Here is a 13,157-nt window from a genome sequence, read left to right as displayed (position 1 = left end):
AGTAGCTGATTACCAAGAACAGGTAAAGAAAAGCTACAACTTAATAATACGAGGATAAAGAATGAGTGACAGGGCAGATTCATGGTTAAATCTGGATTATGACACTATTACGTTACGACTTAAAGAATTAGCATCCGCATTTCATGCCGTCAGTATTGTTAACCCGCGGAACAAAAAGGTGGTAAAGCTTTATCTAAACCGCGTAGAGGAACTACATTCGGTTTGTGAGGCACGATGGAATCGAAGAGGAGATTGTAGATTTTGTATTGTTGCTAAAGCCATGTCTACCAAGGGTCGGGCAGAGAAGTTTGAATTTATTGATGATGATATCTATTTTGTGATTGCCCAATATACGGAAATTGAAGGAGTGCCTTATGTTATTGAAATGGTGTCTTCCATGGAAGAATCTGCTTTAATGGGAGTGTCCGGAACCGGTGGGGTGATTGAAAAGATAGCTCATCTGGATATGGCTATTTATGCCGACAGTCTTACCAAGGCCTGGAACAGAAGATTTTACGATGAAAAGGTACAGGAAAAGCAATATCAAGCCCTGGCCATGATTGATATTGATCATTTTAAAGATATAAATGACGGCTATGGCCATGCAGTGGGGGATTTGGCTCTGAGAACTTCTGCAGATTTGATTCAATCCTGTGTTCGAAGTTCGGATCAACTGATTCGATATGGGGGAGATGAATTTATTCTTTGCTTTCCCAAAATCACAGAGGAGGCTTTCCGTAGAAAGCTTCATCGTATCCGAAAAAAAGTGGAGCAGCTGTGCTTCGAAGAATACCCGGATTTGCATATTACCTTAAGCATCGGGGGCTACTATGCGAAATCTATGGTGAAAAGCCTTATGCCTCTTGCGGATCATATGCTATATTCTGCAAAAAAACAAAGGAATACCGTGAAAATTGGCAAAACAGTGGTGCTGGGATAAAAAAATACTTATTTATCTTGAAAAAAATGTCGAAAAAATATTGTTCAAAAAGTAAAAAGGAAAAGTAGAGAAGGAGAAACAATGGAGAATTTGATGGACAAAAGGAAAATGCTGTTTTTATTCCTGCCGTTACTTGTATTATTTGTTTATGACCGCATTGGAGATGTTGTCATCTTTATCATTCATAAAGCATTTGATGTATTTGCCGTAAGCGAGTCCTTTATCGATACCAGTGCCAGCTTTATCGATGCGACTACTGCTGTGGTTTTATCGGTGATATGCTATCTGTTTTATCGTAAGGTCTTTCCAAGAAAGCAGGCAGAAGTAAGTCTACCGCTTTGGCAAAATATCCTCTTTGCCATTGTCATTGGATTCGGTGTAGGAGGATTGGCAACCATCTGGTTGAATTTTGCGGAGTTTGTGGGAAATAATATCTCCTTTTTAGGAAAAGAATCAGAGGCCTTTTCCACACTATACGATGATCTGGATCAGGGACCCTTTATCTGGACATTCTTAGCCATCGTGGTTGTGGGACCGCTGGTAGAGGAGATTTTATTCCGCGGCATTATTTTTAGCAGCTTTGAAGAAGTAACGGATATTCTTTGGTTCCCTGCTGTGCTTTCCGGTGTGATGTTCGGTGTATGGCACGGAAGCTTTATTCAGGCCGTTTATACCGCTATGACCGGTATAGCCCTTGGTTATTTCATGAAGAAAAGCAGATCCTTGTTTTTCACTGTACTGGCCCATGGCGTGAATAATTTAAGCGGAACTTTGCCTCCGTTTTTAGATACAGCTTTAGTCAATGGATTTATCAATATTATGTCTTATCTTTGCATTATTCCGATGTTTTGCATTTTTGCTTATCTTCACTTCCGGGGGAAGAAAGAAGCAGAATTAGATAATCCAGAGCTGTATACAGAAGAAGAGCCAGTTCCAGCAGAATAACAAAGGGAAGATAATGGAATAGAAAACCGGAGCCCTTGAAATAGAATAGAGCTAAAGGAAGGAAGAGCATAAGGAAGATGCCCAGCAGCATTTTCTTTCTGCCTTCCTTTTTTCTTTTCTTTTGTTCACGGTCAGAAAGGGAAGAAACAGGGGATGAAGCTGGAGAAGAAACAGGAGAAGCAAGAGAGGAAGACGCTGAAGAAGAAACAGGCGAGGAAAGAGAGGGAGAATCTGGAGAAGAAGCAGAGGAAGAAGCAGGAGAAGCAATAATAGAAGGCAAATGAAGAGATGCCAGGAATCCTTTTTTCTTCGGAATGGTATTTGCTGCATCCGTATAGGAATGCTCTTCTTGGAAATGATCGGAATCTACAGCGGATTTTGTAGTAAACACAGGCGTTTCCTGCTCCTGTTTTTGGAAGGAAGAGCTGGAGCATTGACATAAATCCAATTCCGTATAATTGGTTTCGGATTCTTCAGAGGATGGAGAAGCTGTTGTTTTTCCGCCGAAGGGCTTAGGACTGACTTGGGACGATTCTTTTTCACCGGAAAAAGCGTGGGATGAGGTCCGGGGACTTTTTTGCATAGTCTTGGAGGAGCTTATTGCCTTTTCTTCCGATTTTGGAACAAGCTGTTTCTGCTCTTGAATATGAAGGATTTGCAGGATACGGGATAATTGCAAGCCGCCATGTTTTTGCTCTTGATACAGTAAAAAAGCCGCTAATACTACAGCTTCCTCTTCTTCATCAATATTTTCCAATATCTGCTCCAAAAGGGCGGACAAGCCTTCTTCCGGATATTCTTCTTTGAAGGGAATGAGAGGAAAGAGAAATTGCTGATTTTCCACATCATAAAAGATTTCTTCCCAGTCAATGGATAGGAGTGAAGGAGAGAGAAGATATTCCTCCATATTTCGTAGAGCATTCTGTAGGGAGAGGAATAGTGCACTAAGATGTGATAGTCGCATTTTTCTTTGAGAAAAATACAGGCAGGCCCTTTGATAAGGGGAAAAATCATATTGTAAGAAATTCTCCCCTCCTTCCTCCAACAGGCGAAAGGACAAGGTTCCCGGAATTTGACATTGCCGAAGAATCTTTTGCTCATGATTTTCCTCTTGAGGAACGCTATGAAGATACATAAAGCTGTGTTGAAAGTCATTTTTAAATTGAGGACTGTAGTTTGACATGGATATTCCTTTCTCTATCTGCGCTTTTATAAGAATAATGGAGGTTAGGGGCTTTAAGGATTTCCCGTTTTTCCTGTTTCTTCTGTATTTTTCTTAGTATCTGAACTATCGTTCTTTTCTTCCGACCCGGAGTTTTCGCCTTTTTTTCGTATAAGTAAATCCTCAGCAACGGAAAAGAAGCGAGTATAGAGCTCTACCTTAAAATAGTCCTTGGGTTTTTCCAGACTATGGCTTTCTACTTCTTCGCGATAGGCTGCCTGTGCTTTCTCCCGTATACGTTCATGCAGTTGGATATTTTCTTGTAAAAGGATTACCAGGCATAAAAAACAAATACCTAAGAGAACAGTGGTTTCAATGGTATGCATAGGGATTCCTTTCTAGTGTATGTATAATCAATTATTTCGAAGCACAGATTATCCTTTTCCCTTTTGTTTAGAAAAAGGAAATACCAAGCAAATACAGTACTCCGGGGAGAAAACAGGGAAGGAAGGGAAAACGGCAGTTTTTAGGATTTTTCTTTTTCAGCTTGCAGGAACAAAACAAAAACATGGATACTATGGTGGAGCAAGAGAAGGCGGTAATAATCAAAAAGAAGAAATGATAGGCATTACAATAAAAAGAGGAAAGCAGAATAAATAAACTATCCCCGTAGCCTATGGCTTCTCTGCTCCACTTGGAAAGGAGAAGAAGAAAAAAAGCGAAAAGAGTAGGGAGAAGGATCAAGGAGAATTCCTCCATGGATAAGGAAGAAAAGAAAGCATAATAAACCTTCCTAAAGAAAATGCTATGGATGAGCAGGATTCCCCCAAATAGCAAAAAAATCATAGAGGGTATTCTTTGCTTTCGACAGTCGAAAAAGAGGGTGAAAGCAAAGAACAGGAGAAAAAGAATTCCTTTGCTGATAGTAAAAAACTGTGGTTCCGCCATACTCTTTCCTCCTGTTTCTATACAAGTTTTTCGATTTATTTAAGCCTTATGTACCGCATCTGGGACAGGGATGTCTGCCCTCCGCCAAAGCCTGCTTGAGCGGAATCTTATGGACGCTGGAACGCATGGCCGGACAGTCGGTAGTGCTGTGATATCTTCTTCCGGCTTCGGTGTAGTACACTACAGGACTGTTTGGATCCGGGTGGCAGGCTTTGCAGGGACAGAATTTTCCACCGTATTTTGCATTTGTACCGTCGATTCTTCTGGCGCTACAGCTTAGAAAGTCATTGGAAATGTAAGTGCAATCCGAAGACAGATGATAGACCTTGGAAGGCCCGTCTATCACGTAAACCATTTCCTCCTCATTCTCTTCTTCTGCATTTTCTTCTTTTTCCCAACGGGCACCCTTGGCACCAACCCAGGCTCTTCTATGGGCAACGATTTCCTGTCTCATGTTCTTCTTTTGTAGAAGTCCGAAGGGTATGGGTTCGTCGTACTGTAAGTTCAGATAAATATCTTCTTCGGTAATATGGGAGCGAAAGCTTTGAATGTTTTCCATTCCCTCCGTGGGAATAGTATTCGGGAGAAGGATGTCTTCCAGTGCGGTTTCCGAAATTTCCAGAATCTGATCGATGTGCTCTATATCCGCGATATCTGTTTTTTTCAATCCATAGTGTTCCAGATATTTGGCCATACAAAGGATTCTGGCGTTCTTCTCCATTTCTCGGCTGATGCGGATTTCCCGGTTCAAGATAAAAAGGGGAGTCATCAGAATGATGATGGCAAAAAGAAAAAGGCTTAAGGAAAAGGCTGCTTCTATCGTCAGGGAGGCAAGCAGATTCTTTTGAAAGGAAGAGGAGAATAAAGCCTCCGCTTTGTCCATTTTTTTTCTACACAGTCTTGGTTTTCGAAAGGAAAGAAAATTGCTTTGGACTTTCATAAATACTCCTCTTGCTATTTTTTATAGGAAAACGGCTGCTCCATAGCTCTTTTAGAACCATAGCTTGTTTAGAACCATTGCCGCTTTTATGATATTCGGTATTGGAATCTTAGTGGCTGAGATTTTTGTATTTATAGTCGGAATGAAGGGTGAATTGGTAGTGCTCTTCCGGGCGAAGCCCCAGACTTTCCAAAAATCCTTTATGGTAGAGGCTGTGCTTGGACTTAATTCCGGCGTCTGTGGAAAGAAAATATAGGCAATGCTCTAATTGAAATTGGCTTTCCTTTTCTGATACGGTGCTTTGGATATTCTTCTCCATGCAATACAGCATTCTGTCATTGACTTTGCTTTGGGACAAACATCCGGAGGCAAAGAGAAAGGCTCTGCAATAATCTTGATAGGATAGTCCGTGCTTTCCCTGATTTTCGTCGCCACCTTCTTCATTTATGTTGAAAGTAAGCAGATGAGATAAAGAGAGCCGCCAGCTTTCTTCGCTATGCATAAGAGGAACCCGTTTTTCATCCAAAAGCTGTCTGACGTCTATTAGAGATTGGGCAAAGGCCCAAATACCGATGACGAAGAGGGTAAAAACCTCTATCACGATGGGGTTTAAAGTAACGGCGAGAAAGGCTGTGACAAAGGCTTTGGCTTCTTCCCGCATCTCCGGACTTTTCATGATATAGATAAAGTTCATAGCTTCTCGGAAAGCTAGAAGAGACAGGACCTGTGCCGAAAGGTTTGCATAGTCGCTCTTTTTCTGGTGGATAAGATACTCCACCTCCATGCCGTTTGCTCCGCTATAGGGAATGGATTTATCGTCATCCTTTTTATGATAGGAATGGAAGTACCGTAAAGAGTATTCTCCCAAAAGCCCCACCTGTAAGGGATTGGCCTTGGAGTTTGTAGAAAATCCGGGAGGTACGGCGTATTTTTCATCATCACTTGGACAGGGTACTCCCTCGGGAAGGAGATATTCCAAGAGCTTTTTCTTACCCAGATTTCTAAGGTTTTCCAAGGCTTTTCTATTTTGCTTGTTAATTTTTGTGACCTGTCCGTTGTAGGCCGGAAGGGAAAAGCTGTTCCATTCTGCTTCTGTGGAATGATAAAAGTCTTGAATTTCTTGGGATAAGTCTTCTTCATCATCGTCCTCCTCGTCTTCATTTTCCCTTCTTGCTTCTCGTTCTTCCTCTAACCATTCCTCAAAGTCTTTTACTTCTTGCTTCACCGTTTCTGCCTGTGCTTTTAAGCTGTCACACTTTGGCGGAAGAGCTTCAATGTTTTGCCTTATGCTGCCCTCCGCGTCCAAATATTGGTCGTAGCTGCTTAATTCAGCCTCTATAGCGGCAATGCCGTCTTCTTCCAAATTTGGCTTTTCTTCTTCAAAGTGTTGCCGCAACTGGGCTACTTTTTCCCGAAGGGAATCGGCAGTGGATTGGTACCTTGGAACAGTTTGCTGAATTCTTTCCAGTCCGGCAGTAAAGCCGGCACAGGAAGAATAAAAAGCTCCCGGATTGTGGGCAGAAAGTGCTTTTGCGCCGTTCTTATGCTGTGTTGCACAAGCTTTGCACTCCATATCGATGGTCTCAATCAGTCCTTCCAAGGCTTCAATATCTCGATGGCTTAGGGAATATTTTTTTTGTAATTCCTCTATACTTTTGGATTCTTTTTCTTTCTTTTGAAAATCCTCCAGAGTAGCAAGGGCTTCCGTGTCTTCTTTCTTCTCTCCTAAAAATTCTATGGCATCCTTTGCCAGAAGTGCCGGCATGTATTCCAGCACTTCTTCTTCAAAATAATGGTCTTCGCAAAGGATTCCCCGATTGGGAAAGAGAAAGTCTTCCTTCTCCACCTTGCATGGAAAGAGATCCTTGGCTTCTGTATAAAGGGAGGTGAAGCCCTCCAGTTCTTCTTGCAGCAGCTTATCATCTCGAAATTCCAGGGCATATATACGGTAGTTTTCCCAAAGAGGCCTATGAAATTCCGAAAAAAGGGACTCCATGGCACTGTTTAAGGCGGTTTGCATATAGAGCTTTTGGGAGATTGTTCTGGCGGATTCCGCAATGGTAAGCACCAGTGCAGCTACCAGAACAAAGATTAGGGAAAGAAATACCGTAATCGATGCGGAGAATTGTTTTTTCGCCATAAACTCTTCCTTTCCAAAAAGGGGAAGTATCAAGAAAGCACTTTAAATACCCTTACTTTGATCTTCGATTTTTTTCATAATCTCTTCCAGCACTTTAACAATTTTGGCTTTGAAGATAATAACTAAACCGATTAAGACCACCATAATGAGAACCAACTCAATGGTGCCGATGGCCTCATCACCATTCAGCAAATCCCTTCGTTTTTTCCTGCATTGTTCTATTCTGGAAAAAAGCCAGGCGTCCACTGCATAATGGGCATCTTCTAATGCGTATTTGTACATCGTAACCTCCTTTTGTGTGCGGCATGATTGCCGGGTGAATGTATGGGCAAAGAGAATGCTTGCTGTTTTCCAAGAACTCTCTTCGTCTTTTTAGTGTAGGGATTGCATGGCCGGATACAGAATCATCAGCATAATGACAAAGAGCTGTAGTATTAAAGGAAGCAGAAGCTTGGTTCCGGCTTCCTCTCCCAGACGCTTTGCCATATGTTTTCGTACGGAAAACGCTTCCTCCATTTCCATATGGAGCTGCCGGGAAAGATCCTTGCTGCCATTTTTCCTGTTTTGTTCTATGAGACTGATGAGCTTGCCATAGGGCTTTAAAGCAATTCTTTTCGAAAAATTCAGATAGGCTTCTCCCTCCCCCACATTGCTTGCCAGTTGATTTAAGAGAGTATTTAACTCCTCATATAAGGGGTGGGATTCCTGATGACAATTTTTCACCAGATAGTTGTAGTGCTTGGCAATTTCCGAAAAGCTGTTCCGTATGGCCAGGCCTGCTCCAAGATAAACTACTAACTTGGAAACCAATTCTGCATAATCCAGGGTAAGGGAGGACAGTCTGGTTTTTTGACGGGTTTTCTGTTGCTCTAAAGCTTGCAAAGGGAGAAGAAAGCAGGCAAAAAGTCCCAGAACCGGAATCAAAAGATAGCGAAAATTCTTTTTTTCGGAAAAATGAATGTGATGGCCCATAATTTCCTTGGGCAAAAGCAGTTTATCCCTGGAGCGGGTATGCTCATTACTGTACTGTAATGTATTTTGAAGGGCCATTTCCAAGGCCTCGGTTTCACTTAGCTTTAAGGGTAAAATACGAAGGGGATAGGAATAGGTGGGAGAGTTGTAGGTGATTTCATTATTTTCATTAAAGAAACTGCTGATTTCATCCCCTTCCACCTCCTCTTCAGGATGAATATTGGCGCTGAGAACTACTTCCAATGTTCCTGTAAGAATCTGGTCTTTTTCCAGATACTCATGATGGATTTGTCCTGAGTCTTCTAAAATATCTCTATACTTTGTGTAGCTTTTATCGCTATCTTGAAGGGGAGTTTCCTTCTGATTGGTCCATAAGCTTTCCGGACGAAAACTCCAGGTGGCTTTGATGTTTTCCGGGCTAAAGATTTTTTTGAGCTGTATATTTCCGGAGATGCCGTCGAAGCTGTCTTCCTCGCTTAGAATCAAGCTCTCCATTTTTTCTTGCAGCTTCGCAAAAGTTTTATCCGCTTCTTCCTTGCTATAGAGTCTTGGAGATACCGTGACATAGATTTCTTCCTTTTTCTTTCCTGAAATTCCCGTAACATTGAGGGGGATTTTTTTCTCTACTCCACCTATAGGCTCTCTTTGGATTTGATTTCCGGGGAGGAGGAATTGCTGTTCTGTTCCCTGCATGAAAAGGAGGGCAGCAAGAAGAAAGGAAACAATCAGAATAAGGATTTGCTTTTTCAGCAGTTCCGTTTTAGAGCCGGGAATACGAAACCACAATTTTTTGAGTTCTTGCTTTATAGTGTAAGGGTTCATAGATAGTCCTTTTTGGGTGACGCCCGGAGATGGGAGACATGATAGAAATACGAGATGCGAAAGAAACAACTGACACGAAGAAATGCCGAAGACGGTGGAAATGTCGGAAATGCCAGAAATGGGGGAAATGTCGGAGATGGCGGAAATGTCAGAGGAAATATATGCCCTCTGATAAACCTTACACGGGGATGGCAATAATCTTTTGGGAGAGGTAAATAGCCAGAAGGTAGATACAGAGACAGAAGCTCATTACTCCTCTTCCCATAATGGTGGAATACAGAATCCGGAAAAATTCCGGAGAGCTGGCATTTAGATAAAAAATCATAAAGAAGGGTACACCGTTCATAATCTTTTGCTCGAATCGTCTGGAGGCATTGAGGGTGATGATTTCTTCGGTAATGGTCAGTTTATCCCGAATAATTGTGCTGCTTTGCTGAATAATCTGAATCAGATCTCCTCCGGAGCGCTTTGCCACCAGGAAGATTTCCGAGAAATTATGGATATCATCAACGCCGGAACGAAGAGCAAATTGGGAAAGCGATTCTTCCAGAGGGCGATTCATGGAAAGGGAGCGTTTGATTTGCTTTAGCTCCTCCACCATATAACATTTCTTTCCCAGAAGATTTTCCAGATCCGGAATGCAGGCGAATAAAGCATTTTCCAAAGAATATCCGGCACTTAGATAGGCACTGAGGATGGAAAGCATTTCTTTAAATTGGGAAACCAATACCTCCTGACGCTTCTTTCTTAATTTATCTCTTTGGAGAAAAGGATAGAAAAAGCTGAAGGGAAGCAGAAGCAAAAAGAAGAGAATATGCTGGTAAAAGGCATAAGAAAAGAGAAGAAGGAGCAATAGAAACTTGACCCATAGGAAGAGGTATTCCGAGAGATAAATGTTGTACTCTCTATAATCGACTACGGAGTTTGTCTTCGTTATGGAGATCCGACAGCTTTTCAAGAATTTTGCCATTGTATTGATATAATTTTTTGAGTTTAACTTCTCCATTTTCAATCCCCATAACTTCCGATATTTCCAAAACCCGCCGTTTGTGATCCTTGGTTCTTCCTAGATGGACCATGATTTCAATGGCGGAGGCAATCATGTTTCTAATGGATGGGAGAGGGAGGTCTGCGCCTTGCAACACCATGGTTTCCATACGCTTTAACATATCCGTAGAGGAATTGGCGTGACCGGTGGAAATGCTGCCGTCGTGACCGGTGTTCATGGCATTTAACATATCCAGACATTCCTTTCCTCTAACCTCTCCAACGATAATGCGGTTCGGGCTCATTCTGAGGGAGGCTTTAATTAAATCGGAGATACTGACGGCTCCTTCTCCCTCTGCATTGGCATTTCTGGTTTCCAAAGAAACCAGGTTTTCCACGGATTGAATCTGCAGCTCCGCGCTATCTTCGATGGTAATAATGCGCTCCTCCTTAGGGATGTACTGGGAAAGTGCGTTTAAGAAGGTAGTCTTTCCACTGTTGGTACCGCCGGAAATGAAGATGTTGTAGGAGGAACGAACCAAAGTCTGTAAAAATTGGCTGGCATCTTCCGTAAGACTTTCCAGCTGAATCAGCTTTTTCATGGTGATGGGCTCCGGGAATTTTCGTATCGTGACGGTAGGTCCCTTTAGAGCGATGGGAGGAAGCACCACATGAACACGGGAGCCATCTTCTAAGCGGGCGTCTACAATGGGGCTTTTGGTATTTACCGCACGATTGATGCGAGAAACAATCTGCTGAATCAAATCCGCAAGCTGTTCTTCACTTTGAAAGGAGCCCTGCCAGCGCTCCATTCGCCCCTTTCTTTCCACAAAAATTTCTTTTGGACCGTTTATCATGATTTCACTGACCGTACCGTCATCCAATAGTTCGGAAAGTAGATCCAGCCTTCGAAAGCTGTCAAAAACCGCGCTTCTTAAGTAGAGCTTTTCTCGTAAAGCCAGATCCTTTCGGCTTAAAAGGGCAGAGTCGATTTCCTGATATAAATGGCTGTCACTGACTTGTTTTTCTTCCAAATCCAGCAAAAGCTCCTTTTTGATTTCTTGTTTTACCTGATCCAGGGCCAGCACTTTAAGCTCCTTTCCGATTTACCTTACGGTTCGCATTAAGATTCGCATTAAGGCTTATATTAAGATTCAAATTAAGAATCACATTAAGATTCACATTAAGATTCACATCACATTATGATTCTGATAACTATCTTTATCTCGATAAACATCTCGATATTTATTTCGATTAAAGGCTTATAAAGCCATTTTTCGGTATTGCTCCGCTTCCATCTGCTCTTCTTCGTATACCTGTCGTAATAAGAGCTCCCGGCAGTATTGTTCCAAAGCAGGGGAGGCGGCGCTTTCTTCCGTTAGAGCGGGGAGATTGCATTGGATGAATTTTTCCGCTACGCCTTCTCCTGCATTTTTCTCCAAGTATTGTTGAAGAACGGAAAGCTTAGCCTTGCTTTTCCGATCCTCTAAAACCGGAAGAAAGACTTTTCTGGCCAGGGTGAAACATTCCAGATAACGACTCATACTGCTGTCGGTATCTACAACCAATGCATCGGCGCCCGCCTCTTCCGCAATTTTTTCCAAGAAAAGAGAAAGGTCTCGTTGAGAGACACTGCTGATATCCTCCGGACTTCGAACGGGATGGATGGTGACATAATTATCCTTTGCATAGGAAAGGGCTCGTAAAATCATCGGGGTCAGATGATTTTCCTTAAAGTGATATAGGGCTTCCGTTAAACATTCCTTCTCCTTCTCCTTTTCCTGCTCCTTTGGAGAGAAGGCGGACTCTTCCAGACTGAGATAGAGTGTCTTTCTATTCTTTCCCAATTCTTTGGCTAAGGCTTTGGAAAATGTGGTTTTTCCCAAACGACCAAGGGGACTGTAAACCAGAAATACATCCGCACGATGCTGGCCGCCTTCCGCTAAAAGCTCCAACTCTCCGTACTGCACCAGAATTTCTCGCATGATTTGGTCTCCGGACTGGTATTTGTAGATACAATTTTCTTTCCGTTGCTTTGTAAGCAGATTTTCTTCGGAAAGATAAAGGGTTTTGTGGGATTTTGGAGAAAAATGAAGGTTTTTCGCATTCTTTTCGGAGAGAAGCAGAAGATCCACTTCTTTTTTCTTGGAGAAGCTTTCCAGGCTTTCTTTGTTAAGAATCGGATAGATTTGGAAGGGAAGCTTGGTGTTTTGTCGAAGATAAAGGCTAAGGCGTTTACAATACAGGGCGTCTTCATCGTAGATGGCAAGAATTTTTTCCATGACGATATCCTTTCTGTGGAAATTTAGAATTTATCCTTTCATCAGCATAATCGGGGTGTAGCCGAGAAAGAGAGAAAAAGCGTAAGGAATGTCTTCTATATGACAAAAGAAAAATAGAAGGAAAGAGAAAAGGGATGCCAGGAGGAGAAGGGGAAGACTTTCTTCCAAGGGTAAAAGGGGGATAAGAAGAGAGCATAGTTTCCAGTCTGCTCCTCCGGCGGCGGTGAAATAAAAGAGGGGATAGCTTACGAAAAGACTTAGAATCCAGTAGATAAGGGTAATAAGGGATTTTTTCAGATCTGCGGCTTCAAAGGGGAAAGCAAGAAGGAAGAAAAAGAATGAGGGAAAAAGTATAAAATAGACTTTGGGGATTTTCCGTTCTTGTAAATCTTTGATGGCTGCATAGAGTAGAAAAAGATAAAGAAAATGATGTTTGAGATAAGGCATATCCACCTCCTGAAATGGATTATAGCGGTAGCCTTAGGAATCTCCTATACTCCACATTCGGATAATATCCACTTACGGATAATATCCGAATGTGGAGTATATAGGGGAAAGTGTAAGGATATCAGCTTATCCGCTGCCCTGAGAAAAGAAAAAGTCATAATGAGAGAAAAAAAGACAGTCTTTGTGGAAAACAAATAAGTTTTGATAGAAAATTTAGTAATTATTTCGCGCTGAAAAAAGCTATCATATAAGTTTAGACATAAAGTCCAAGAAGGGGCTTTTTAACGAGGATTTCAACAGGAATTTATAAAAGAAGCTTTTCAAAGATACTTTCCAAAGAAGCTTTTCAAAGATACTTTCCAAAGAAACTTTAAAGAGATTAGGAGGATGACCGTTATGCTACAGATTCGAAAAGCAAAGCCGGAAGATTTACGGCAGATTATGCCTTTGTACGAAAAGGCCAGAGAATTTATGGAGAAAAACGGGAATCCTACCCAGTGGGGAAAGAATAATCCTCCTAAGGAGTTGATTATGCAGGATATAGCGGAGGGCTCCTTTTACGTAGGGGAAGA

The 13,157-nt window shown here is 42.0% G+C and carries 13 protein-coding genes; 2 read left to right on the top strand and 11 right to left on the bottom strand.

Annotation, left to right across the window (positions count from 1 at the left end; translation table 11 throughout):
* Nucleotides 1-61 precede the first annotated feature (61 nt).
* The gene (locus ACO4PX_RS04350; protein WP_485571657.1) at nucleotides 62-940 is read left to right on the top strand and encodes a GGDEF domain-containing protein; all 879 of its coding nucleotides are present in this window, start codon (nucleotides 62-64) and stop codon (nucleotides 938-940) included.
* 81 nt (nucleotides 941-1,021) lie between these two features.
* A complete protein-coding gene (locus tag ACO4PX_RS04345) occupies nucleotides 1,022-1,885 on the top strand; it encodes a CPBP family intramembrane glutamic endopeptidase (RefSeq protein ID WP_485556427.1) in 864 nt (287 codons plus the stop codon).
* Here the strand turns inward: ACO4PX_RS04345 and ACO4PX_RS04340 are convergent.
* The 11 genes from ACO4PX_RS04340 to ACO4PX_RS04290 all read right to left on the bottom strand — a co-directional run bounded on the left by ACO4PX_RS04340 (nucleotide 1,776) and on the right by ACO4PX_RS04290 (nucleotide 12,585).
* Nucleotides 1,776-3,068 (bottom strand): DUF6382 domain-containing protein, encoded by a 1,293-nt coding sequence (locus ACO4PX_RS04340; RefSeq protein WP_485571656.1) that lies wholly within the window; start codon nucleotides 3,066-3,068, stop codon nucleotides 1,776-1,778. The two genes, ACO4PX_RS04345 and ACO4PX_RS04340, sit on opposite strands and share 110 nt — an antisense overlap.
* Before the next feature lie 53 nt (nucleotides 3,069-3,121).
* Nucleotides 3,122-3,433 carry a hypothetical protein gene (locus ACO4PX_RS04335; protein ID WP_485571654.1) on the bottom strand — a complete coding sequence of 104 codons (312 nt, stop codon included), beginning with the start codon at nucleotides 3,431-3,433 and terminating at the stop codon, nucleotides 3,122-3,124.
* 67 nt (nucleotides 3,434-3,500) lie between these two features.
* The gene (locus ACO4PX_RS04330) at nucleotides 3,501-3,995 is read right to left on the bottom strand and encodes a hypothetical protein (RefSeq protein WP_485571653.1); all 495 of its coding nucleotides are present in this window, start codon (nucleotides 3,993-3,995) and stop codon (nucleotides 3,501-3,503) included.
* Between the two features lie 46 nt (nucleotides 3,996-4,041).
* A complete protein-coding gene (locus ACO4PX_RS04325; protein WP_485571651.1) occupies nucleotides 4,042-4,935 on the bottom strand; it encodes a hypothetical protein in 894 nt (297 codons plus the stop codon).
* A 109-nt stretch (nucleotides 4,936-5,044) separates the two neighbouring features.
* Entirely contained in the window at nucleotides 5,045-7,075 is a 2,031-nt protein-coding gene (locus tag ACO4PX_RS04320; protein WP_472689785.1) for a DUF5702 domain-containing protein, read from the bottom strand.
* Between the two features lie 42 nt (nucleotides 7,076-7,117).
* Entirely contained in the window at nucleotides 7,118-7,357 is a 240-nt protein-coding gene (locus ACO4PX_RS04315) for a Flp1 family type IVb pilin (RefSeq protein ID WP_314343986.1), read from the bottom strand.
* 90 nt (nucleotides 7,358-7,447) lie between these two features.
* A complete protein-coding gene (locus tag ACO4PX_RS04310) occupies nucleotides 7,448-8,833 on the bottom strand; it encodes a hypothetical protein (RefSeq protein WP_472689784.1) in 1,386 nt (461 codons plus the stop codon).
* A 214-nt stretch (nucleotides 8,834-9,047) separates the two neighbouring features.
* Entirely contained in the window at nucleotides 9,048-9,596 is a 549-nt protein-coding gene (locus ACO4PX_RS04305; RefSeq protein WP_472689783.1) for a type II secretion system F family protein, read from the bottom strand.
* Between the two features lie 178 nt (nucleotides 9,597-9,774).
* Nucleotides 9,775-10,944 (bottom strand): TadA family conjugal transfer-associated ATPase, encoded by a 1,170-nt coding sequence (locus ACO4PX_RS04300; RefSeq protein WP_472689782.1) that lies wholly within the window; start codon nucleotides 10,942-10,944, stop codon nucleotides 9,775-9,777.
* A gap of 174 nt (nucleotides 10,945-11,118) precedes the next feature.
* Complete coding sequence (locus ACO4PX_RS04295) at nucleotides 11,119-12,138, bottom strand: P-loop NTPase family protein (protein ID WP_315365513.1); 1,020 nt, start codon at nucleotides 12,136-12,138, stop codon at nucleotides 11,119-11,121.
* A gap of 30 nt (nucleotides 12,139-12,168) precedes the next feature.
* Nucleotides 12,169-12,585: a prepilin peptidase gene (locus ACO4PX_RS04290; RefSeq protein ID WP_314999815.1), complete on the bottom strand. Its 417-nt coding sequence runs from the start codon at nucleotides 12,583-12,585 to the stop codon at nucleotides 12,169-12,171.
* Nucleotides 12,586-13,157: the final 572 nt, after the last annotated feature.

The organism is Oribacterium sp. (assembly GCF_057249185.1).
Note: the sequence above shows the minus strand (reverse complement) of the source record. Positions and strands in the feature narration are given on the sequence as shown.

What these genes read in the sequence shown, in the direction of transcription:
- ACO4PX_RS04350 (WP_485571657.1), top strand. Translation starts at nt 62, where the DNA reads ATGAGTGACAGGGCAGATTCATGGTTAAATCTGGATTATGACACTATT.
- ACO4PX_RS04345 (WP_485556427.1), top strand. Translation starts at nt 1,022, where the DNA reads ATGGAGAATTTGATGGACAAAAGGAAAATGCTGTTTTTATTCCTGCCG.
- ACO4PX_RS04340 (WP_485571656.1), bottom strand. Translation starts at nt 3,068, where the DNA reads ATGTCAAACTACAGTCCTCAATTTAAAAATGACTTTCAACACAGCTTT.
- ACO4PX_RS04335 (WP_485571654.1), bottom strand. Translation starts at nt 3,433, where the DNA reads ATGCATACCATTGAAACCACTGTTCTCTTAGGTATTTGTTTTTTATGC.
- ACO4PX_RS04330 (WP_485571653.1), bottom strand. Translation starts at nt 3,995, where the DNA reads ATGGCGGAACCACAGTTTTTTACTATCAGCAAAGGAATTCTTTTTCTC.
- ACO4PX_RS04325 (WP_485571651.1), bottom strand. Translation starts at nt 4,935, where the DNA reads ATGAAAGTCCAAAGCAATTTTCTTTCCTTTCGAAAACCAAGACTGTGT.
- ACO4PX_RS04320 (WP_472689785.1), bottom strand. Translation starts at nt 7,075, where the DNA reads ATGGCGAAAAAACAATTCTCCGCATCGATTACGGTATTTCTTTCCCTA.
- ACO4PX_RS04315 (WP_314343986.1), bottom strand. Translation starts at nt 7,357, where the DNA reads ATGTACAAATACGCATTAGAAGATGCCCATTATGCAGTGGACGCCTGG.
- ACO4PX_RS04295 (WP_315365513.1), bottom strand. Translation starts at nt 12,138, where the DNA reads ATGGAAAAAATTCTTGCCATCTACGATGAAGACGCCCTGTATTGTAAA.
- ACO4PX_RS04290 (WP_314999815.1), bottom strand. Translation starts at nt 12,585, where the DNA reads ATGCCTTATCTCAAACATCATTTTCTTTATCTTTTTCTACTCTATGCA.